18 protein-coding genes and 4 tRNA genes are annotated in these 21,087 nt (G+C 59.0%); 17 read left to right on the top strand and 5 right to left on the bottom strand.

Features of this window, described 5'->3' with window-relative positions; translation table 11 throughout:
- Window positions 1–205 precede the first annotated feature (205 nt).
- The 14 genes from accD to H8F22_RS03680 all read left to right on the top strand — a co-directional run bounded on the left by accD (window position 206) and on the right by H8F22_RS03680 (window position 14,099).
- Window positions 206–1,126, top strand: coding sequence for an acetyl-CoA carboxylase, carboxyltransferase subunit beta (accD, locus tag H8F22_RS03745; protein ID WP_027921583.1), 921 nt, complete (start codon window positions 206–208; stop codon window positions 1,124–1,126).
- On the top strand, window positions 1,123–2,430 hold the full coding sequence (gene folC / locus H8F22_RS03740) for a bifunctional tetrahydrofolate synthase/dihydrofolate synthase (protein ID WP_194939768.1): 1,308 nt from the start codon (window positions 1,123–1,125) through the stop codon (window positions 2,428–2,430). The genes accD and folC overlap by 4 nt, the downstream gene beginning before the upstream one ends.
- Window positions 2,414–3,067 (top strand): SPOR domain-containing protein, encoded by a 654-nt coding sequence (locus H8F22_RS03735; RefSeq protein WP_027921581.1) that lies wholly within the window; start codon window positions 2,414–2,416, stop codon window positions 3,065–3,067. The genes folC and H8F22_RS03735 overlap by 17 nt, the downstream gene beginning before the upstream one ends.
- A 274-nt stretch (window positions 3,068–3,341) precedes the next feature.
- Entirely contained in the window at window positions 3,342–3,902 is a 561-nt protein-coding gene (locus tag H8F22_RS03730; RefSeq protein ID WP_027921580.1) for a CvpA family protein, read from the top strand.
- A gap of 41 nt (window positions 3,903–3,943) precedes the next feature.
- Window positions 3,944–5,449 carry an amidophosphoribosyltransferase gene (gene purF / locus H8F22_RS03725; RefSeq protein ID WP_010456022.1) on the top strand — a complete coding sequence of 502 codons (1,506 nt, stop codon included), beginning with the start codon at window positions 3,944–3,946 and terminating at the stop codon, window positions 5,447–5,449.
- 64 nt (window positions 5,450–5,513) lie between these two features.
- A complete protein-coding gene (locus H8F22_RS03720) occupies window positions 5,514–6,725 on the top strand; it encodes an O-succinylhomoserine sulfhydrylase (RefSeq protein ID WP_059181204.1) in 1,212 nt (403 codons plus the stop codon).
- The gene (locus H8F22_RS03715) at window positions 6,722–7,498 is read left to right on the top strand and encodes an SDR family oxidoreductase (RefSeq protein WP_194939767.1); all 777 of its coding nucleotides are present in this window, start codon (window positions 6,722–6,724) and stop codon (window positions 7,496–7,498) included. The genes H8F22_RS03720 and H8F22_RS03715 overlap by 4 nt, the downstream gene beginning before the upstream one ends.
- Window positions 7,499–7,679: 181 nt before the next feature.
- Window positions 7,680–7,755 (top strand) — tRNA-Val (locus H8F22_RS03710).
- 53 nt (window positions 7,756–7,808) lie between these two features.
- Window positions 7,809–7,885 (top strand) — tRNA-Asp (locus H8F22_RS03705).
- Window positions 7,886–7,977: 92 nt separating this feature from the next.
- A tRNA-Asp gene (locus H8F22_RS03700) sits at window positions 7,978–8,054 on the top strand.
- Window positions 8,055–8,524: 470 nt separating this feature from the next.
- Window positions 8,525–11,356, top strand: a complete 2,832-nt coding sequence (locus H8F22_RS03695; RefSeq protein WP_027921577.1) for a xanthine dehydrogenase family protein molybdopterin-binding subunit — start codon at window positions 8,525–8,527, stop codon at window positions 11,354–11,356.
- Window positions 11,349–11,888: a (2Fe-2S)-binding protein gene (locus H8F22_RS03690; protein WP_027921576.1), complete on the top strand. Its 540-nt coding sequence runs from the start codon at window positions 11,349–11,351 to the stop codon at window positions 11,886–11,888. The genes H8F22_RS03695 and H8F22_RS03690 overlap by 8 nt, the downstream gene beginning before the upstream one ends.
- A 2-nt stretch (window positions 11,889–11,890) precedes the next feature.
- On the top strand, window positions 11,891–13,126 hold the full coding sequence (locus H8F22_RS03685) for a c-type cytochrome (RefSeq protein WP_027921575.1): 1,236 nt from the start codon (window positions 11,891–11,893) through the stop codon (window positions 13,124–13,126).
- Window position 13,127: 1 nt separating this feature from the next.
- A complete protein-coding gene (locus tag H8F22_RS03680; protein WP_194939766.1) occupies window positions 13,128–14,099 on the top strand; it encodes an XdhC family protein in 972 nt (323 codons plus the stop codon).
- A 49-nt stretch (window positions 14,100–14,148) separates the two neighbouring features.
- Here the strand turns inward: H8F22_RS03680 and H8F22_RS03675 are convergent, their stop codons facing one another.
- Window positions 14,149–15,432 (bottom strand): NAD(P)/FAD-dependent oxidoreductase, encoded by a 1,284-nt coding sequence (locus H8F22_RS03675; protein WP_027921573.1) that lies wholly within the window; start codon window positions 15,430–15,432, stop codon window positions 14,149–14,151.
- Between the two features lie 183 nt (window positions 15,433–15,615).
- Here H8F22_RS03675 and H8F22_RS03670 point away from each other — a divergent pair.
- Window positions 15,616–15,692: transfer RNA gene (locus H8F22_RS03670), tRNA-Val, on the top strand.
- Between the two features lie 306 nt (window positions 15,693–15,998).
- On the top strand, window positions 15,999–16,295 hold the full coding sequence (locus H8F22_RS03665) for a DUF2514 family protein (protein ID WP_324188012.1): 297 nt from the start codon (window positions 15,999–16,001) through the stop codon (window positions 16,293–16,295).
- Here H8F22_RS03665 and H8F22_RS03660 read toward each other — a convergent pair.
- The 4 genes from H8F22_RS03660 to istA form a co-directional block, all read right to left on the bottom strand.
- Window positions 16,274–16,657, bottom strand: a complete 384-nt coding sequence (locus tag H8F22_RS03660; RefSeq protein WP_194939765.1) for a hypothetical protein — start codon at window positions 16,655–16,657, stop codon at window positions 16,274–16,276. The genes H8F22_RS03665 and H8F22_RS03660 overlap by 22 nt on opposite strands.
- A gap of 944 nt (window positions 16,658–17,601) precedes the next feature.
- Window positions 17,602–17,961: an SGNH/GDSL hydrolase family protein gene (locus H8F22_RS03655; RefSeq protein ID WP_267463965.1), complete on the bottom strand. Its 360-nt coding sequence runs from the start codon at window positions 17,959–17,961 to the stop codon at window positions 17,602–17,604.
- 205 nt (window positions 17,962–18,166) lie between these two features.
- Window positions 18,167–18,970: an IS21-like element helper ATPase IstB gene (istB, locus tag H8F22_RS03650; RefSeq protein ID WP_130209155.1), complete on the bottom strand. Its 804-nt coding sequence runs from the start codon at window positions 18,968–18,970 to the stop codon at window positions 18,167–18,169.
- The gene (gene istA / locus H8F22_RS03645; RefSeq protein WP_194939964.1) at window positions 18,963–20,462 is read right to left on the bottom strand and encodes an IS21 family transposase; all 1,500 of its coding nucleotides are present in this window, start codon (window positions 20,460–20,462) and stop codon (window positions 18,963–18,965) included. Before istA ends, istB begins: the two co-directional genes overlap by 8 nt.
- 196 nt (window positions 20,463–20,658) lie before the next feature.
- Between istA and H8F22_RS03640 the strand changes: the two genes are divergently transcribed.
- Window positions 20,659–21,081, top strand: coding sequence for an RDD family protein (locus tag H8F22_RS03640; RefSeq protein ID WP_027921572.1), 423 nt, complete (start codon window positions 20,659–20,661; stop codon window positions 21,079–21,081).
- Window positions 21,082–21,087 lie beyond the last annotated feature (6 nt).

Here is a 21,087-nt window from a genome sequence, read left to right as displayed (position 1 = left end):
TGACGGCTGGCAGACTGCCGCCGTCCCAAAATGCACTGCGCTGCACAAAGCAGGCACGGCTGAGGGTTGATGGGTTGTACGCAGGTCGCGTTTCGCTGACCCGGCCATCCACCGACCATCGCCACACACACATGAATTTAGCTCAAGGGCATACGCGGGGCTGCGAACCAGAGCGTTCGGGCCGCCGGTACTGGAGAAAGAAAGCATGAGCAACTGGTTAGTAGACAAACTGATCCCTTCGATCATGCGTTCCGAGGTCAAGAAGAGCTCGGTGCCTGAAGGTCTGTGGCACAAATGCCCGTCTTGCGAGGCTGTGCTGTATCGTCCGGAGCTGGAAAAGACCCTGGACGTTTGCCCCAAGTGCAACCACCACATGCGTATCGGCGCCCGCGCCCGCATTGATATCTTCCTCGACGCTGAAGGCCGTGCCGAACTGGGTGCTGACCTGGAGCCGGTTGATCGTCTGAAATTCCGCGACGGCAAGAAGTACAAGGATCGCCTGACCGCCGCCCAGAAGCAGACGGGCGAAAAAGACGCACTGATCTCCATGAGCGGCACCTTGCTGGGCATGCCGGTTGTCGTGTCGGCATTCGAATTTTCCTTCATGGGTGGTTCGATGGGTGCCATCGTCGGTGAGCGTTTTGTTCGCGCCGCCAACTACGCCCTGGAAAACAAATGTCCGATGATCTGCTTCGCCGCTTCCGGTGGTGCGCGGATGCAGGAAGCCCTGATCTCCCTGATGCAAATGGCCAAGACCTCGGCGGTACTGGCGCGTCTGCGTGAAGAAGGCATTCCGTTCATCTCCGTACTGACTGACCCGGTCTACGGCGGTGTTTCCGCTAGTCTGGCGATGCTTGGCGACGTGATCGTCGGTGAGCCGAAAGCCCTGATCGGCTTTGCCGGTCCGCGCGTGATCGAGCAAACCGTGCGTGAAAAGCTGCCGGAAGGCTTCCAGCGCAGCGAATTCCTGCTGGAGCACGGCGCCATCGACATGATCATTCACCGTCAGGAACTGCGTCCGCGCCTGGGTAACCTGCTGGCACAAATGATGGGCCTGCCGACGCCGAAATTCGTCGCTGCGCCAATCGAGCCGATCGTTGTACCGCCGGTACCTGCGAACATATGACCGAGCGTACCCTTGGCGAGTGGCTCGCCTACCTTGAGCAATTGCACCCTTCGGCCATCGACATGGGGCTGGAGCGCTCGCAGCAGGTAGCGTCCCGCATGGGGCTGGGCAAGCCGGCGCCGCGGGTGATCACGGTCACCGGCACCAACGGCAAGGGTTCTACCTGCGCATTCGTGGCTTCATTGCTACGGGCGCAAGGCCTGAATGTGGGTGTCTACAATTCTCCGCACCTGCTGCGCTACAACGAGCGGGTGCAGGTCAATGGCGTCGAAGCCACTGACGCCGAGCTGTGCGAAGCCTTTGCGGCTGTCGAAGCCGGTCGTGGCGACACCTCTCTGACGTACTTCGAAATGGGCACCCTGGCGGCATTCTGGCTGTTTCAACAGGCCGGGCTTGATGCGGTGGTGCTGGAAGTCGGTCTGGGCGGGCGTCTGGACACGGTCAACGTGGTTGATGCCGACATGGCGCTGGTCACCAGCATCGGCGTCGACCATGCGGACTATCTGGGTGATACCCGTGAGTCCGTGGCCTTTGAGAAGGCCGGCATTTTCCGTCAGGGTGCGCCTGCGCTCTGTGGCGATCTGAATCCTCCACAACCTCTGCTGGATAAGGCGCGCGAGCTCAATTGCCCGTTTTTCCTGCGTGGGCGCGATTTTGACCTCGGCATCACCGATCACAACTGGCAATGGCGCGGCCTGGATGCTCAAGGGTGTGCGGTCGAACTGCGCGATCTGCCGTTGCTTGATCTGCCAATGGAAAACGCGGCGTTGGCGTTGCAGGCCTATCTGCTGCTCGGTTTGCCGTGGGTAGATTCACAGATTATTGATGCGCTGAAAGCGACGCGGGTGGTGGGTCGTCTCGACCGCCGTCAGTTCGACTGGCAGGGCAAGCGTTTGAACCTGCTGCTGGATGTGGGGCATAACCCGCATGCCGCCGAATATCTGGCGCGGCGTCTGACCAGCCGTCCACCGGTCGGCAAGCGTCTGGCGGTGTTCGGTTTGCTGGCTGACAAGGATCTGGATGGTGTTGTCGGTGAATTGAATGCTAGTGTCCAGCACTGGGCCGTTGCGCCGCTGGATTCCCCGCGAGCGCGACCGGTTGCCGATTTGCAGGCAGCGTTGCAGAACGTTGGTGCGTCGGTAACGTCCTATGGCAGCGTGGCGGCCGCCCTGGAAGGGCAGAGCGCGCTGGCGACGAGCGACGACGAGATTCTGCTGTTCGGATCATTTTATTGTGTCGCCGAGGCCCTCGAATGGCTGGCCCGGCGCTCCACGGAGGAAGCGGCAAATGGCATTGCTGGATAAGGCCTACAAACAACGCATGGTTGGCGCGCTGGTGCTGGTGGCGCTGGCGGTAATTTTCCTGCCGATGCTGTTTTCCCGTCAGGATGAGCAGCGTCAGGTGGTGGTCGACGCCCCCACTGCGCCGCATGCCCCGGCGGTGCCGCAAGTGCAGGTCGAGCCAGTCGTGGTGCCTGAGCCGCAAGCGCTGCCTCAAGAGCCGGTGCCGAGCGATGATGAAATCGCTCAGCAAGAGGCGCCGACGGCACCGATTGCGCCGGCGGTCCCTGTAGCCCCGGCGCCTGCTGCCAAACCGGTCGCGCCTGCGCCAGCCGCCAAGGCTACGACGCCACCGGCCCAGCCGATCGCGGCAGCGCCGACTAAACCGGATATCACTCAAAGTCGCATCGATGCCAATGGCCTGTCGGTCAGCTGGTCGGTGCAAGTGGCCAGTCTGTCGAGCCGAGAAAACGCCGAAAGCCTGCAGAAAGACCTGCGCAGTCAGGGCTACAATGCTTACATTCGATCCTCTGACGGTAAAAACAGAGTGTTTGTCGGGCCGCTGATCGAGCGCGCCGAAGCCGACCGTCTGCGTGATTTGCTGGACCGCCAGAAGAAGCTCAAGGGCTTTGTCGTGCGATTCCAGCCAGAGCGCGGCTAAAACCGACACCTTAATCTGTGTAGCAGCTGTCGAGCCCGCGAGGCAGCGTCTGGCGGCGAAGCGGCCGTAATCCCTGCCTCCGCGGTTTGTCTGACACACCCAATTACCTGATTTTACGGCGGCTGCGCACCCGAACGCAGGCTTCGCCAGCTGCTCCAGGGTTGGGTGCGGTTTAAAACTATCGCCCCGATTTGAAAAGCACTGACAATCGCAGCTTACCGATAGCCATGCGCTCTGCTAAAATGCGCCGCCTTATCCGTCTGTAGGCTGCACTGTGCCATTTACCTGGGTTGACTGGGCGATCGTTGCAATCGTCGCCATCTCCGCATTGATCAGTCTGAGCCGCGGCTTCGTCAAAGAAGCACTGTCGCTGGTGACCTGGATCATCGCAGGAGCTGTTGCCTGGATGTTCGGTGGTTCATTGTCCGAGTACCTCGCCGGATACATTCAAACACCGTCGGCTCGTGTGATCACGGGCTGTGCCATCATGTTTGTTGCCACGTTAATCGTAGGCGCAATGATCAATTATCTTATCGGCGAATTGGTTCGCGTCACCGGGCTATCCGGGACCGATCGATTCCTCGGCATGGCCTTCGGCGCCGCGCGTGGCGTGTTGCTGGTGGTCGTGGCGGTCGGGCTGTTGAGCCTGGGGCCGGTACAGCAGGACGGGTGGTGGAAAGAGTCACAGCTCGTGCCAAAATTTCTATTGGTCGCAGACTGGTCCAAAAACCTGATTCTCGGGTGGAGCAGTCAGTGGCTTGCCAGCGGTATCAGCGTACCCGCTGAGATACCGTTCAAGGATCAACTCTTGCCGATGGCCAAAACGCCTCAGTGAGTGTTGTTCAGTTCAGATCCATTAAGTAGGGGTTGCGTCGCATGTGTGGCATCGTCGGTATCGTCGGTAAGTCGAACGTCAATCAGGCGCTGTATGACGCGCTAACCGTCCTCCAGCACCGCGGCCAGGACGCTGCCGGTATCGTGACCAGCCATGATGGCCGGTTATTCCTGCGCAAGGACAACGGCCTGGTACGTGACGTGTTCCATCAGCGTCACATGCAGCGCCTGGTCGGCCACATGGGCATTGGCCATGTGCGTTACCCGACCGCAGGCAGCTCGACGTCGGCTGAAGCTCAGCCGTTCTACGTCAACTCGCCTTACGGCATCACGTTGGCGCACAACGGTAACCTGACCAACGTTGAACAACTGGCCAAGGAGATTTACGAATCTGACCTGCGCCACGTCAACACCAACTCCGACTCGGAAGTCCTGCTGAACGTGTTCGCTCACGAGCTGGCCCAGCGCGGCAAGTTGCAGCCAACCGAAGAAGACGTGTTCGCCGCGGTGACTGACGTGCACAACCGTTGCGTTGGTGGCTACGCGGTCGTGGCGATGGTGACCGGTTACGGCATCGTCGGTTTCCGTGACCCGCACGGCATCCGCCCGATCGTCTTCGGTCAGCGTCACACCGACGAAGGCGTCGAGTACATGATTGCCTCCGAAAGCGTCTCCCTGGACGTGCTCGGTTTCACCCTGATTCGCGACCTGGCACCGGGCGAAGCGGTCTACATCACTGAAGACGGCAAGCTGCACACCCGTCAGTGCGCGACCAACCCGTCCCTGACCCCTTGCATCTTCGAGCACGTCTACCTGGCGCGTCCGGATTCGATCATCGACGGCGTGTCGGTCTATAAGGCCCGTCTGCGCATGGGTGAGAAGCTCGCCGAGAAGATCCTGCGCGAACGTCCTGAACACGACATCGACGTGGTCATCCCGATCCCGGACACCAGCCGCACCGCAGCTCTGGAGCTGGCGAACCACTTGGGCGTCAAGTTCCGCGAAGGCTTCGTGAAGAACCGCTACATCGGCCGGACCTTCATCATGCCGGGCCAGGCTGCACGGAAAAAATCCGTACGCCAGAAGCTCAACGCGATCGAACTGGAATTCCGTGGCAAGAACGTGATGCTGGTGGACGACTCGATCGTTCGCGGCACGACGTGCAAGCAGATCATCCAGATGGCTCGCGAAGCCGGCGCCAAAAACGTCTACTTCTGCTCCGCCGCACCGGCCGTTCGTTACCCGAACGTCTACGGCATCGACATGCCGAGCGCTCACGAGCTGATCGCCCACAACCGTTCGACCCAGGACGTTGCTGACCTGATCGGCGCTGACTGGTTGATCTATCAGGACTTGCCTGACTTGATCGAAGCGGTCGGTGGCGGCAAGATCAAGATCGAGAAGTTCGATTGCGCAGTGTTCGATGGCCAATACGTCACCGGCGACGTCGACGAGGCTTACCTGAACAAGATCGAGCAGGCACGTAACGATGCCTCCAAGGTCAAGACGCAGGCAGTCAGTGCGATCATTGATCTGTACAACAACTGAGTAACTACCGGCCCTGAGGGGCCGGTTTTGTATCTACTAAACGAGTAAGGCAAGGAGTGAGAGCATGAGTCAGGATTGGGATGCCGGTCGGCTGGACAGCGACCTCGAAGGCGTAGCGTTCGATACCCTGGCCGTACGCGCCGGTCAGCACCGCACGCCGGAAGGCGAACACGGTGATCCGATGTTCTTCACTTCCAGCTACGTCTTCCGTACCGCTGCCGACGCGGCGGCACGCTTTGCCGGTGAAGTGCCGGGCAACGTTTACTCGCGCTACACCAACCCGACCGTGCGGGCGTTCGAAGAGCGCATCGCCGCGCTGGAAAGCGCCGAGCAAGCCGTGGCGACGGCCACCGGCATGGCCGCGATCATGGCGGTGGTGATGAGCCTGTGCAGCGCCGGTGATCATGTGCTGGTTTCGCGCAGTGTGTTCGGTTCGACCATCAGCCTGTTCGAAAAGTACTTCAAGCGCTTCGGCATCGAAGTCGATTACGTGCCTCTGGCGGATTTGTCCGGTTGGGGCGCGGCAATCAAGACCAACACCAAATTGCTGTTTGTCGAGTCGCCATCCAACCCGTTGGCCGAGCTGGTGGATATCGCCGCGCTGGCGGAAATCGCTCACGCCAAAGGCGCGATGCTGGTGGTCGACAACTGCTTCTGCACGCCAGCGTTGCAGCAACCGCTGAAGATGGGCGCGGACATCGTCGTGCACTCGGCTACCAAGTTCATCGACGGCCAGGGCCGTTGCATGGGCGGCGTCGTGGCTGGTCGCAGCGAGCAGATGAAAGAAGTGGTCGGTTTCCTGCGCACCGCGGGGCCGACCCTGAGCCCGTTCAATGCCTGGATCTTCCTCAAGGGTCTCGAAACCCTGAACCTGCGGATGAAGGCGCATTGCGCCAATGCCCAGGAACTGGCCGAGTGGCTGGAGCAGCAGGACGGCATCGAGAAAGTCCATTACGCCGGTCTGAAAAGCCACCCGCAGCACGAACTCGCCCAGCGTCAGCAGAAAGGTTTCGGCGCGGTGGTCAGCTTTGAGGTCAAGGGCGGCAAAGAGGGCGCCTGGCGCTTTATCGATGCGACCCGTCTGATTTCGATCACGGCCAACCTCGGTGATACCAAGACCACCATTACTCACCCGAGCACCACCTCCCACGGCCGTCTGGCGCCGCAAGAGCGTGAAGCCGCGGGCATTCGTGACAGCCTGATCCGCATTGCGGTCGGCCTGGAAGACGTGGCTGACCTGCAAGCCGATCTGGCGCGCGGGTTGGCGGCCTTGTGATCGAGTTGTCCACGCCGACCTCCGGGTCCAATGGTCGTGTCGCGCTGGTCACCGGCGCGGCGCGAGGCATCGGTCTGGGGATCTCGGCCTGGCTGATCAGCGAAGGCTGGCAGGTGGTGCTGAGCGACCTGGACCGGGTGCGCGGTTCGAAAGTGGCGAAGGTGCTGGGCGACAATGCCTGGTTTATCGCCATGGACGTCTCGAACGAAGGGCAGGTGGCGCTGGGGGTTGCCGAAGTGCTGGGGCAGTTCGGGCGCCTGGATGCACTGGTGTGCAACGCCGCGGTGGCCGATCCGCACAACATCACCCTGGAAAGCCTCGATCTGGCTTACTGGAATCGTGTGTTGGCGGTGAATCTCAGCGGGCCGATGTTGTTGGCCAAGCACTGTGCGCCGTATCTGCGCGCGCACAGCGGCGCGATCGTCAACCTGGCCTCGACCCGCGCCGGGCAGTCGGAACCCGACACAGAGGCTTACGCGGCCAGCAAAGGCGGACTGTTGGCGTTGACTCACGCCTTGGCCATCAGCCTTGGGCCGGAAATCCGTGTGAATGCCGTCAGTCCGGGCTGGATCGATACGCGGGATCCTTCCGTGCGGCGTGCCGAGCCACTGACCGATGCCGATCATGCCCAGCATCCGGCGGGCAGGGTGGGGGCGGTTGAAGACGTGGCGGCGATGGTGGCCTGGTTGCTGTCGAAGAATGCTGGATTCGTCACGGGCCAGGAGTTTGTGGTCGACGGTGGCATGACCAAGAAGATGATTTACGAGCAGTGAGAAGCCGTTTCAAGCTTCAAGCTGCAAGTTAAGGCTCGACAGTGTCATGCCGGCTTCACGCGTGACGGCTTCCACTTGTGGCTTGAAGCTTGCCTCTGGCAGCTGTTTTGAAAAAACTTCAATCCTGCTATTGACTTAGGTTCGGTACCTGCGTAAATTTCGCGGCCTCGGAGATGCAAACGGGTGATTAGCTCAGCTGGGAGAGCGTCTGCCTTACAAGCAGAATGTCGGCGGTTCGATCCCGTCATCACCCACCACTTCCGAGATACTTGCGAAAGCAAGAGGTAGGCTGAAATGCCTCCACCGACGCGCAGCGGTAGTTCAGTCGGTTAGAATACCGGCCTGTCACGCCGGGGGTCGCGGGTTCGAGTCCCGTCCGCTGCGCCATATTTTCCGAGTCAGATTTATCTGGTTCGAGATTGAAAAGCTTATGAGTTTTCAATCAGACGAGTTACTTGGATGAAAGTCCAAAGCGATACGCAGCGGTAGTTCAGTCGGTTAGAATACCGGCCTGTCACGCCGGGGGTCGCGGGTTCGAGTCCCGTCCGCTGCGCCATATCTGCTACAAGGCCCGCTGAACGCCTTGGAGCTACGAAGAAAACTGCTGGTTTTGCCAGTGTTACTTCGAGTCGATAGCAAAGACCCTGGTCGAAAGGCCGGGGTTTTTTGTGTCTGGAATTTGGCTTTTTCTCCTCTTGCAGTGTCCCTTGCCGGGCCATCCTGGCCGCCTTCTTCTATGCTGCCTCAAAGGTTGTCGCGACGACGCCGTCCGGCCGGGCTGACCTTGGCGTTGCATTCGCTTGCCTGCTCAATTCTGTGCACTGAAAACACAGTATTTTGATTCGCTGGTCAGTTTTTTTGTGTGGGGCTGTTTGCCGCAGGCGCATAAGCCTATAAACTTAACCTTTCGGTCAGCTTTGCACTGTCATTTCAGCCCTTCGTTCCGTCAAAAAGGGCTTCTGCACGACTCGAGATTTCCAGAACATAACCAGAAGGGCGGGTCTATAACCGCCCAGAGGATGATCCATGTCCAACCGTGAAATATCCCGGCGCTCGTTCCTTCAGGGCGGGCTGGTGGCAGGTGTGAGCGTGACGCTCACGCCGCTCAGCAGTCAGGCGCTCGCTGCCTTGATGGAAAACAGCGTGACCGTGCCGTCCGAGCAATGGCTCGGCAACAACGGCAAGGCGCGCACGCGTAACGATGCCTTGTCGAAGGTCTGCGGCAGCAAAGTCTTTGCCCGCGACATCCGCGCCAAGGACATGCCGGGCTGGCCCCAGCAGCAAGGCCACGCCATGCTGCTGAAAACCATCAAGGCCGACCGCATCTACGCGGGCATGGAACTGTCGTGGCTCGGTGCCGAATTGCAGCCAGACCGCATCGTCACCGCCGCTGACCTGGAAAAGGACGGCATCGTCTTCCCGGAGGAGCATGCGCCGGATCCGCTGTTGCCGGAAGGCAAGGTGCCGATGTTTATCGGTCACCCGGTGGCCATCCTGATCTGGAACGACTTCGAGCGTTTCCGTCAGGCCAAGGCCAAACTCAAATTCAATGACAAAGCGATTCGTTACGGTGCTCAAGTGCCGTTCTACGAAGGCGATCCCTACGGCAGCTTCCGCTATGTGCGGGTGGGCGGTGCGACCTCGGCGGACGAAGACGAATTCGCCAGCCTCAAGGATTCGATCCTGTTTCCGATGCTGAAAAACCGTCGTCCGGTGTGGAATTCCCAACCGAACCTGCACGGCAACCTGACCGAGCGTGGATTGTTCTACGCCGATCGCATGAAACAGCAGATCGACACGCCGCCGGACAACTGGCTGGTGTTCGACGAGCGCTACAAAACCCCTTCGATCGAACCGGCCGCGATGGAGCCGGACAACGGCAATGGTTGGTACGACCCGGCAACCAAGACCCTGCATTTCGTGGTGGCGACCCAGTGCCCATTGGAAGCAGCGACCGAGACCGCGAAGATGATCGCGCCGTCGCGCTTCGGCCTGGCGAACCTGAACATGCACCCGGGTTACACCGTCGGTTACGGTTCCAAAGACCACAACATTTTCGTCTACTACGCCGCCCTCGCGGCGCTGTATGGCGCCGGTGTGCCGGTGCGTCTGGCCAACGACCGCTATGAGCAATTCCAGAGCGGCATCAAGCGTCACCCGTTCGACATCCGCTACCAATTGGCCGTGGACAAGACCGATCACAGCTTCAAGATTTTCCGCGCCGAAATGAGCGTCGACGGCGGTGGCCGGGTCAACTACAGCCCCTCCGTGGCGGCCGTTGGCGCCACGGCGGCGCAGTCGATCTACTACATGCCGCAGAACGATTTGCAGGTCACGGCCTACCATTCCCGCGCCGTTGAAGCCGGCTCGATGCGTGGTTACGGCACCCTGCAAAGCATGGCGTCCACCGAGATGATGGTCGACGAAATTGCCGGTCGCCTCGGCATCGACGCCATCGACCTGCGCAAGAAAAATGCCATGGTTTCGGGCATGAAAAACACCCAGGGCGCGGTGCCGGCGGGTGCGTTGCGCTTGCACGAGATTCTCGACAAGGCCGCCGTTCACGACGTCTGGAAAAACCGCGACGCGATCAAAAAGCAGCGCGAAGCGCAGGATCCGGACAATTGGTACGGCGTCGGTTTCGCCATCTGCCAAAAAGACTTCGGCACGGGCTCTGAAGCGCCGATGGCGAGCATCGAGTTCACTGCTCAGGGGCACATCACACTGCGCCACATCGGTATCGAAATCGGCACGGGCATGTCGACCTCGCAAGCCTTGGTCGTGGCCGATTTCCTCGGCATCGCGGCGACGGAAGTGAAGACCGGCGAGACTGAATGGAAAGAGTTGCAGCTGATCAGCGGCGGCAACCCTTACATCATGAGTCAGGCCGAACAGGACAGCCTGCTGCGCAATCCGCGCTGGGTCGGCAAGATCGCCTCGGCGTCGTCGGCCACCAACTCTGCCTACTATTTTAGCCACGCCACCCGTGAAGCGGCGCGTGTGCTGTTCAACCACGGCTTGTGGCCGGCAGCGCTGCAGATCTGGAGCCAGGGCCCTTACGGTGGTTCGGCCAACCCTTACGTGGTGCGTCGCGAAGATGCGCATTGGGTCGACGGCAAACTCACCGCCAACGGCATGCAGCCGCTGAGCTTTGAGCAGTTGGCCAAGCACGCTCACGAGAAGGGCCTGGTCACCGGCGCGACCGTGCACGGTTTCAACCGCTGGAGCTGGGCCGAGGCCGAGTTCAGCATCGACGGCGTGCGTGAACGTCTGCCGCTCGACGGCCTGGCGGTCAAGTACGGCGACGGCGCGCCGAGCGTGAAAAAGGCGCAAATGAACAGCGCCGGTTTCCACCTGCTGGATCGCCAGAACGTGCACTACCCGGACACGCAGTTGAACAACGCGGCAGTGACTTACTACAGCCCGGTCGCGACGCTGGTGGAAGTGAAAGTCAACAAGGGTTCGGCCGAAGTGCAAGTGCTCAACCATCACTCGTGGGTCGAGTGCGGTCGAGTGCTGGTGGAAGAGCTGGTCAAGGGCCAGATCGAAGGCGGGATTGCCATGGGTATCGGCCATGCGCTGATGGAAGAGATGCCGCTGTACGAAGGCGGGCCGGGGGAGGGTGACTGGAACTTCAACCGTTACCGCTTGCCGATGGCGCGCCACGTGGCGGTCTGGAAGCAGACGGCTGAAATCCTGCCGCCGCTGTCGCCGAGCGATCCATCGAAGGGCATCGCCGAAGTGGTGATGATCCCGGTGGTCGGCGCCATCGGTAACGCCGTGGCACACGCCATCGGCAAACGGGTCCGCGACCTGCCTATTACTTCTGCACGCATCAAGGAGGCCCTCAATGGCTAACCGTCCGCTTCAACTGACCCTCAACGGTCAATCCGTCGGCCCGGTGGAAATCCCTGATGACCTGCCGATGATCGATTACCTGCACGAATACAAAAACCTCACTGGCTCCCGCTTGGGCTGCGGTCAGGGCATCTGCCACGCCTGCGTTGTGATCGTCGACAACCCGGATGGCACCAGCGAAGAAGTACGCACCTGCATCACTGGCGCGCACTATTTCGAAGGCAAGAAAGTACGCACTATCGAAGGCCATGCGAAGCGCGACGAGGAAGGCAAAGTCACTGAGCTGAACCCGATCCAGCAGCGCTTCGTCGACGAATTCGCTTTCCAGTGCAGCTACTGCGCACCGGGGTTCGTGAATGCCGCGACCGTGCTGGTGGAGAAGTTGCAGCGTCAGCCGATCGTCAAAAGCCAGCTGGAAAAAGTCATCGAGGACAGCCTCGGTCACCACATCTGCCGCTGCACGGGCTACGTGCGTTATTACAGCGCGACACGTAACGTGCTGACCGATCTCGGTCTGGTCAAGGAGGGTTAAGCATGAAGCAACTACTTTCCCGCCTGGCATTGGCGGTCGGTCTGGCTGCGCCGGTGTTGCTGGCGCACGCGGAAGATCAGGTCAAGCGCGGCGAATACCTCGCCCGCGCCGCCGACTGCATGGCCTGCCACACCGCGCCGGGTGGCGCGCCGTACGCGGGTGGTCTGCCGATTGTCTCGCCGTTCGGTACGATCTACGGCACCAACATCACCCCGAGCAAAGAGCACGGCATCGGCCTCTACAACGATGACGAATTCTTCGCCGCACTGACCGAAGGCAAGCGCCGTGACGGCGCCAACCTGTACCCGGCGATGCCGTACACCTCGTATCACTTGATTCCGCGTGACGACTCGGACGCGATTCACGCGTACCTGAAAACCGTCGAGCCGATCGAGCGTGCAGCGCCAGTCACCAGCCTCAGTTTTCCGTTCAACGTGCGCCTGGGCCTGATGGGCTGGAACATGCTCTACGGCAAAGACGTGAAGCTTTCGTCCACCGAGGGCAAAAGCGATGCCTATAAGCGCGGCCAGTACATGGTCGACGTGCTCGGCCACTGCGGCGAATGCCACACCCCGCGCGGTTTGCCGGGCGCGATGCAGCAGGACAAGCGCCTGACCGGTGGCCTGCTCAATGGCTATCTGGCACCGAGCCTGCTGGCCAATGACCTCGCGGCTCGCGGCTGGAACCATCAGGACCTGAGCTCGTTCCTCAAGCATGGCATGAGCGCTCAGGGCACGATGTTCAACGAGATGTTTCCGGTGTTCCACAACAGCACCCAGGGCCTCAATGACCCGGACCTCGCGGCGATGGCGACCTTCCTGCTCGGCGATCAACCGCCGCAAGCCAAGGTGTTGACTGACGTGCCGTTGGACAAGCTCACCGCCAGCGCTCAACGCGGCCGTCAGGAATACCTGAATGTCTGCGCCGGTTGCCACGCGGTCGGTGGCGAGGGCAAACCGCACATCGCGGTGGCCATGCGCGGCAACACCACGCTGCGCCTGGAAGATCCACGCAACCTGGTGCGGGTGATCGACGACGGTATTGGCGAACAGAAGTTTGCCGGGTTTGAGCATATGCAGCCAATGCCTGGGTTCGCCGAGAAGCTCAGTCACGAGCAACTGACTGATTTGCTGAACTACCTGCGTCAGGGCTGGGGTGGTCAGCCGGATGATCTGGCGGTGAATGACGTGCAGAAGTTGCGGGCTGATGCGCCGCCGCTCGAGCACAAGGCGCACTGATATGCAGCATCTCGATCTGCAAGTCGTGCGCCGGGCGCTGCAATGGTCGTCGGCGGGTCAGCGCGTCTGGCTGTGCACGGTGCTCGCCACCTACGGCTCGGCGCCGCGTGCACCGGGTTCGCTGCTGGCGGTGAACGCTGACGGGCAATGGATCGGTTCGCTGTCGGGTGGCTGTGTCGAGGAGGACTTTCTCGAGCGAGTCGCCGAAGGGGCGTTCCTGGAAGCGGTCAGCGTCGTGCGTTATGGCGAGGGTGATGATCCGCGCTCGCGGGTGAGTCTGCCCTGTGGCGGTGTACTCGATGTGCTGGTGGAGAACCTTGGGCCGGATTGCGAGGTTCAGGCGCATCTGCGAGAACTGGAGTCGGCGTTGTTGGGTCAGCGTCGCCTGATCCGCGAAGTCGATCTGGCCAGCGGTGCGCGCAGCCTGTTCGATGATCGCGAGCAGGGCGTGCGCATCGAGCGTGAGATCGACCGGGTACGCGTGCGGATCGGTGCGGCTCAACGCTTGTTGCTGGCCGGGTATTCCTCGGTTGCGCAGGCGTGTGCAGCGTTCGCCGTCGGGTTAGGTTTCGAAGTGATTCTCTGTGATCCGCGCGACGAGGTGCTGGAAGGCGTGATGCTGGAAAACGTCGAGATTCGTCGTCAGTTGCCCTCGGTGTTCATTGCTGACGGCGGTTGCCACAGCGACACGGCGGTGGTGGCGTTGACCCACGATCCCCGCATCGACGACCTGGCGATGATGGAAGCGGTGCGTACCGAAGCGTTTTACATCGGTGTGATGGGGTCCATGCAGACATCGCAAAAGCGCTTTGAGCGGTTGCGCAGGATTGGTGGTCTGGGGGAGGCCGAGCTGGCGCGGATTCATGCGCCGATCGGATTGAACCTGGGCAGCAAGACACCGGCTGAAATCGCCCTTGCGGTACTCGCCGATATCCTGCGGATCCGCAGCGGCATTGCACGGGACAAACTGTAAACACCACTCCTACAAAAAAGGGGCCGCATTCAGCGGCTCCTTTTTTGTATCAGTATCCGAATTTGTCCCGCAGTCCGTAGTACCAGGCGCCCAGCGCCGCAAACGGTGTGCGCAGCAATTGTCCGCCAGGGAACGGGTAGTGCGGCAGATCGGCAAACGCATCAAAACGCTCCGCTTGACCTCGCAGCGCCTCGGCCAGCACTTTGCCCGCCAGGTGCGTATACGTCACGCCATGGCCGCTGCAGCCTTGGGAATAGTAGATGTTGTCACCGATCCGTCCGACCTGTGGAAGACGCGACAGAGTCAGCAGGAAATTGCCGGTCCAGGCGTAGTCAATTTTCACGTCCTTGAGTTGCGGGAACGCCTTGAGCATCTTCGGCCGAATGATCGCCTCAATGTTTGCCGGATCCCGCGCGCCATACACCACGCCACCGCCGAAGATAAGGCGCTTGTCACTCGTCAGGCGGTAATAGTCGAGCAGGTAATTGCAGTCTTCGACGCAGTAATCCTGCGGCAGCAGGTTGTTCGCCAATTCCTCGCCCAGCGGTTCGGTGGTAATCACCTGAGTCCCGCAAGGCATCGATTTGGCTGCCAGCTCCGGCACCAGGTTGCCGAGGTAAGCATTGCCCGCCACGATGATGAACTTGGCCCTGACCTTGCCCTCTGGCGTATGCACCACCGGATTCGCGCCGCGCTCGATGCGTACCGCTGGCGACTGTTCATAGACAATGCCGCCCAGCGACTCAACGGCTGCGGCTTCACCCAGTGCCAGGTTGAGCGGATGAATGTGCCCGCCGCTCATGTCGAGCATGCCCCCGACATACTGATCGCAATTCACCACTTCACGGATACGACGTTGATCCATCAGCTCAAGCTGCGTATGACCGAAACGTTCCCACAGGCGCTTCTGCGATTCCAGATGACCCATCTGCTTGGCCGTGATGGCTGCGAACACGCCACCGTCCTTCAGGTCGCACTGGATATTATATTTGGCGACCCGCTCACGAATGATCCGCCCACCTTCGAACGCCATCTGCCCCAGCAACTGTGCTTGCTTGGGGCCAACGCTGCGCTCGATCACATCGATATCGCGGCTATAGCTGTTGACGATCTGACCGCCGTTACGACCCGACGCGCCAAAACCAACCTTGGCCGCTTCCAGAACCGTTACCTTGAAACCGTTCTCCAGCAGAAACAGGGCAGAGGACAGACCGGTGTAACCGGCGCCGATCACGCAGACATCAGTCTCTACTTCACCCTGCAAGGCCGGGCGCGGCGGAACCGCATTGGCCGATGCGGCGTAATAGGATTCTGGGTAGGGAGTGTTCGCCATCCTGCTGCCTCTGTTTAATATATTTTACGAGTGCCTTGATCCTACCCGAGTTAAAAATCGACCGCCAGCCACCGGAAAATCTTCTTCATCGCTGCAAAATTAAATATTTTGCATATTCATAGGGTTAGCTCGAAAAAAGGTGTTGACACCCCTCCGGAATTCCGTAGAATGCCGCCTCACAGCAGGCACGTAGCTCAGTTGGTTAGAGCACCACCTTGACATGGTGGGGGTCGTTGGTTCGAGTCCAATCGCGCCTACCAAACAAAATCCGCTCTGCTGGGCGGTCTAGAAGGGCTCACCGAAAGGTGGGCCCTTTTTTGTTGTCTTGGATTTCATCAGAACGTTCACAAAATATAGGCTTCGTTCACACAGGCAATGTGAGCGTGGATTCGTGCCTGCCTCTGTTCACACTCAGAATTGTGAACGACTCTCCCTGACCTATTGATACCTATGGCTTGAGCACTTTCTTGTCTTGGTGGTGGTGCGTTCGCAAGCCCACTCCCTTGCCTGTTGTTCGTGTTGCGCGCGCCAAGGAACAGGCCTATCTGCAGTCAATCAACAAAGCGGTGCAAGATGGCCGACGTATCATCGACCGAGCGACTTCTGATGCTGCTGCCGCTCGCGCTTCTGCTGACGACCTGCGCGGGGTAGCCGACGCCGTTGCCGCTCGACTCGCAGTCAGTCAAACCAGCGGCAATTCCTGCGCTGCCACCGCAAGCAAGTCAGCGACCCGCGCCGCAATGGTGCTTGCCGACGTGCTCAAGCGCGCTGACCAGCGAGCGGGCGATTTGGATGAAGTTGCTGACCAACCCAGAGCCAGGGGTGTGACGTGCGAGAGGGCTTACGATGCTTTGGGTGGTTGAACGCTATCGTTGACCAGCGTTGGCTGTTCAGCCTCGCACGCTGCAGCCCACACTTCGTCCGTTAGTACTTTGACGGTTTTTTCTGCGCTATCAAGAGCGGGTAACTGACGCCTTGCTGCATCTGGAGTGCTGTAAAACCCGGTATCGCTTAGCTTGCGGCTCACGCAGTTGATTTGAAAGCCTCGATACGACGAGAACTGTTCGCCGACGATTTTAACTACAACGTTGCGTATGGGCAGTTCTCCTTCCGCGCTTACTACCGAATAGGATTTGTGAAACGAATCATAGTTGGTCAGTAGGGTGTCGGCAGAATATGCATTGGCGGACAGTAGAGTTGAGGCAAAGATGGCAAGATATCTCACGGTATTTTTCCTTGACTTGACCTGGCTAGTTGGGGCGAGGGAGGCGAAAACATCGCCAGTAAGTGAACTTTGGCAAAGTAAACCTGTACCGCTCTTTAAGGGCTATAGGAAGTTTCCCAAAATTGGCAGACGGCCATTCAGCGCTTGATCGCGGTTACTTTGAAGTCAAAAATTGTCAAAAATTATCAATCCCGAGTTTGGGTTTGGCGCCTTTTGGTGCTGAGGAGTTGCGAGATAGTGTTTTATACGTTCGGCAGGACGCCGGAGGCGGGATTTCTTCTGCGAATATTCTTCCCCAAAACGCAACCGTTTGAGCCAATGTTTATTGGGTCCTATAGAGTCGCAAGAGGTGCTGCGTTTTGTGGTTTTTTTACTGCTCAAGGCCTTTTTTATAAAGGTCTTACCTGATTTCTAGGCGGCATTCCAGGCTTTGATGCCGCCATTGGCCGTCTGCAATGGCGTGTCGGTCCGTTGCGGGCAGCTCGACTATTCAGAAAAGCCAGGGTCGATTCCATGCGAACGAAACTGATCATTGCTGCAATGAGCCTGCTTGTCGGTACAGGGGCGTGGCGAAGCCGAGAACAATTGAGGCTACGCCTTATTGCTTGATGAACACCGATGTTCGTTGGTCGATCATCGACTCCGTAGAGATGAAAAACGGGAAAAAGGCTAAGACTCTCCTTTGAATCCAGGACGTATTGGGTGATCAATTGTCAAAATGTCCCGTCCTGAATAAGGTTTACACCTTCAGATCGATTTTGATCTAGCTGTAGACCACCAGCACGTCGTCACCGTGCGCGCCAGCCAGTGCTCCGCAGCCCTGCGAATCAACGCGCTGCCGGCACGGAGGGGTTCTACTACAAACCTCAAGACCGCCGCAGCTACCAGTTAGACCAACTGGCACGCTGTATCGGGACGCGCACAATTTTGCGAAGATCGTTTAATCAGTAATCAGGACCAAGAATGGCCGTCAGAACCACTTCGGCGAGAACCCGGTGCCCGAAATCGTTGGGGTGGTTCAAGCCGTTCCCAGTAACATCCAGATAGTTTTTCCTGGACATCATCATGTCCCATGCCGACGTCATGTCGGCTACGGCTACCGATGCGTTGTCCCTGGCAAGCTCTCGTAGTACAGGCAAATAACCTGTAATGTTCAGACGCTTTTGAATGAACGTCGAAGGGTTTGCTCGCTGCGGTGACACCAGCAGTATTGGCACTCTTGGTTGTTTCGCTCTAATGGCGCTGATGACCGCCTGCATGTTTGCCTTATATTCGTTGGGTTTAAACACGCCACCGTCATTCATCCCAAAGGCCAAAACAACTAGATCGGACTTCTTGTCTGTTGGCGCTGATTGAAAACTGACCCACCCTGCCGATTGAAAATTGACCCAGGGCGGATTGCTGATTTTTCACCCAGCAATTGTGGATAAGCTTAGCAGTAGTGTTCTGGTTGAAGTCGCATCGGGCCCCACCGCATGCAGGCATGCGGCAGGGTGTTTATGGTGCAGATCAAAACGGTTCATCGTCCTCGATACCATCTTCGTCCTTGCGCTTTCGTTCACGCGATTTGATCTTTGTCTGGGCGGCCAAGGTGCTGTGTTGCAGGCGGTAGGACTCGTTGCCCGTTTCGACGATGTGGCAGTGGTGTGTCAGCCGATCCAGCAACGCAGTGGTCATCTTGGCGTCGCCAAACACACTCGACCATTCCGAGAAGCTGAGGTTGGTGGTGATGACCACGCTGGTGTGCTCGTACAGTTTTGAAAGCAGGTGAAATAACAGCGCGCCACCGCTCTGACTGAAGGGCAAATACCCAAGCTCATCGAGTATCACCAGGTCTGTTCGAAGCAGTCCCTGGGCGATTCGGCCTGCCTTACCATCGTACTTTTCACGCTCCAGCAGGTTGACGAGATCGACCGTGGAGAAGAACCGTACTCGTTTGTTATGAGTGGTGATTCCGGACACGGCCAAGGCACTGGCCAGGTGTGTTTTTCCGGTTCCAGGCCCACCGATGAACACGACATTTTGCGCAGTCTCCGTAAACTCAAGGCTGGATAATTCCTTGACCAGACGGGCATCAGCGCTGGAAGCGCTGAAGTCAAAGCCAGCTAAATCACGGTGCATGGGGAGCTTTGCCATGTTCATCTGATGATTCACAGAGCGCACGGCGCGATCTGCCTGCTCCTGTTGGAGCAGATGCTCAAGCAGCCATTTCGAGGATGCCGTCGAAGCTTCTCCCTGGGCCGCCAGTTCTTCCCAAGCCTGCGCCATGCCATGCAGACGCAGTTCTTTAAGTTCTGCCATCAAGTCACGCATTGCGGCTCTCCTCATCTGTTGTACGGAGTTGGTCATATCGGGCCGTGTTGGCAACGGGAGCCACCTTGAGTTGCAGGCTGGTTTCTACGGAAGGCGGTGGTGCAGTAGCGGTGAGCCGGGCGAGAACATTTAAGATGTGATCGGCGCTCAGACTTCCCGACTCAAGCACCAGTTCTACCGCTACCAGCACCGGGTCGAGACCGGCGATGGGCACGGCAGCGAGCACCTGCGTCATGATTCGATCACCGTTGCTGTGACGTCTTAGGCCCCGTTTGAGAAGTTGTAACGGCTTGGGCAGATCGGCAAACGGTGCGCCATTGCGCAGTGCACCCGGCTTGCGTTCGATGAGTGGGATGTAATGCTGCCAGTCAAAACTGACCTGATCTCGATCAAAGAGGCGCTCGTGGCTGGCGATCACCGTTTCGTCGGCGATGACCACGATCCGAGAAGGATACAGACGGCTGCTGACCCACTGGCCGACTCGCTCACAAGGCACCGAATAGCGATTTCGCGCCACACTGATCAGGCAGGTGCTGGAGACCCGCAAGGTACGCTCGACGTAGCCATCAAAGGCCGTCGGCATCGGCATCATTTCAACTCGCTCCAGTTCCAAGACCTCTGCCACCGTTAGCCCGCTGTAATGCGGATGCGGCAGCTCGCTCCAGAGCGACCGGCAGCGTTGGCCGAGCCAGGCATTCAGTTCTTCGAAGGTGTGGAACATGCAGTTTTGAGCGTCGATCCAGATGCGCCGTCGACTGTCTTGAACGTTCTTTTCAACGATGCCCTTTTCCCAGCCAGAGGCTACGTTGCAGAAATCCGGATCGAACAGGTAGTGCGCACACATCACGGAAAACCGGGCATTGACCGTGCGGCCCTTGCCTTTGTTGACCTTGTCGACAGCCGTTTTCATGTTGTCGTAGATGCCGCGACGCGGCACGCCACCTAACGCTCCGAACGAGCGTGTATGGGCATCGAATAGCATCTCGTGACCTTGGCTGGGGTACGCAACCAACCAGAATGCGCGACTGGCACACAGCTTCATGTGGGAGACCTGGATGCGTCGAAACAGGCCGCCGATCAGCAGCCCTTCTTCGCTCCAGTCAAATTGAAAGGCTTCACCGAGCGCAAACGTCAGCGGTACAAAAGCGCGTAAAGACTTGCCTTGCTCACCTCGCCACGAGCGTACAAACGCTGTGAGCTGGCTGTAGCCGCCGTCATAACCCTCGGCCTTGATCTGCTCGAAAAGTGCTTTGGCGCTTCTGCGATTGTGCTTTGCCCGAAACGAATCGGCTTTCAGCGCCTGTTCCAGCGTGTCGTGGAATGGGCTGAGTTTGTTGAAGGTCGCGCACCGCTGGTACGCCGGCTGAGTGGCTTCGGGCGCTCTGACCCATTTTCGGATGGTGTTTCTCGACAGCCCGGTACGCTTGGCTATCTGGTGCAGCGAGAGCTTGTCGCGGAAGTACATCCGCCGGATTTTTCCCAACATTTCCATGCTGATCACCCTGTGTTCTCCTGCTCGGAAAGTGAGCAGAAGCAGTTGAACACCTGGGTCAGTTTTCAGTCGGCAGAACAGCCTTTACTGGGTCAGTTTTCGGTCAGCGGCAACACTCTTGGTTGCTAAGCGCGTAATTAAACGTTGCTGAGGTGGCGCCGATACGCCTGTATCAACCACCAACAGGCGACGACGCATGGATGTCAGTAATACTCAAAACGAATATCAAAAGCCAAAAAACCTGGCGGGTCTGGGACGTCGGTGGGGTGGGCAAATGATCGACTCACTCATCACGTTCTTTCTGTTCTTGTTTGTGGGGCGAATGGGCGACTTCGTAGGTCTGCCTCCCACCGTGGTCGCTATCCTGGCGCTGGGCGCGGGTGCGGGTTATTACCTGTTTTCCGACGCTATGCCCAATGGTCAAAGCGTTGGCAAAAAATGGCTGGGCATGTCGGTGATAGATGAGCGCAGCTACCTTGACTGCAATCTTTATCAATCCTTTGTGCGCAATATCACCACACCGTTCCTGAGTATTCTTGACTGGATCTTTATTTTCTTTGGTTCGCGCAAACGTCTTGGCGATATGCTCGCGTCGACGATCGTGATTCGATCCAGGTAAAGGGCG

Source organism: Pseudomonas mucoides (assembly GCF_015461845.1).
GTDB lineage: Bacteria > Pseudomonadota > Gammaproteobacteria > Pseudomonadales > Pseudomonadaceae > Aquipseudomonas > Aquipseudomonas mucoides.
Note: the sequence above shows the minus strand (reverse complement) of the source record. Positions and strands in the feature narration are given on the sequence as shown.

Bases quoted from the DNA above. Each gene is read 5' to 3' on its own strand.
- H8F22_RS03735 (WP_027921581.1), top strand. From the start codon at position 2,414: ATGGCATTGCTGGATAAGGCCTACAAACAACGCATGGTTGGCGCGCTG.
- istA (WP_194939964.1), bottom strand. From the start codon at position 20,462: ATGGAAATGTTGGGAAAAATCCGGCGGATGTACTTCCGCGACAAGCTC.
- purF (WP_010456022.1), top strand. From the start codon at position 3,944: ATGTGTGGCATCGTCGGTATCGTCGGTAAGTCGAACGTCAATCAGGCG.
- H8F22_RS03680 (WP_194939766.1), top strand. From the start codon at position 13,128: ATGCAGCATCTCGATCTGCAAGTCGTGCGCCGGGCGCTGCAATGGTCG.
- H8F22_RS03720 (WP_059181204.1), top strand. From the start codon at position 5,514: ATGAGTCAGGATTGGGATGCCGGTCGGCTGGACAGCGACCTCGAAGGC.
- H8F22_RS03675 (WP_027921573.1), bottom strand. From the start codon at position 15,432: ATGGCGAACACTCCCTACCCAGAATCCTATTACGCCGCATCGGCCAAT.
- H8F22_RS03690 (WP_027921576.1), top strand. From the start codon at position 11,349: ATGGCTAACCGTCCGCTTCAACTGACCCTCAACGGTCAATCCGTCGGC.
- accD (WP_027921583.1), top strand. From the start codon at position 206: ATGAGCAACTGGTTAGTAGACAAACTGATCCCTTCGATCATGCGTTCC.
- istB (WP_130209155.1), bottom strand. From the start codon at position 18,970: ATGCGTGACTTGATGGCAGAACTTAAAGAACTGCGTCTGCATGGCATG.
- H8F22_RS03640 (WP_027921572.1), top strand. From the start codon at position 20,659: ATGGATGTCAGTAATACTCAAAACGAATATCAAAAGCCAAAAAACCTG.
- H8F22_RS03695 (WP_027921577.1), top strand. From the start codon at position 8,525: ATGTCCAACCGTGAAATATCCCGGCGCTCGTTCCTTCAGGGCGGGCTG.
- folC (WP_194939768.1), top strand. From the start codon at position 1,123: ATGACCGAGCGTACCCTTGGCGAGTGGCTCGCCTACCTTGAGCAATTG.
- H8F22_RS03685 (WP_027921575.1), top strand. From the start codon at position 11,891: ATGAAGCAACTACTTTCCCGCCTGGCATTGGCGGTCGGTCTGGCTGCG.
- H8F22_RS03655 (WP_267463965.1), bottom strand. From the start codon at position 17,961: ATGAATGACGGTGGCGTGTTTAAACCCAACGAATATAAGGCAAACATG.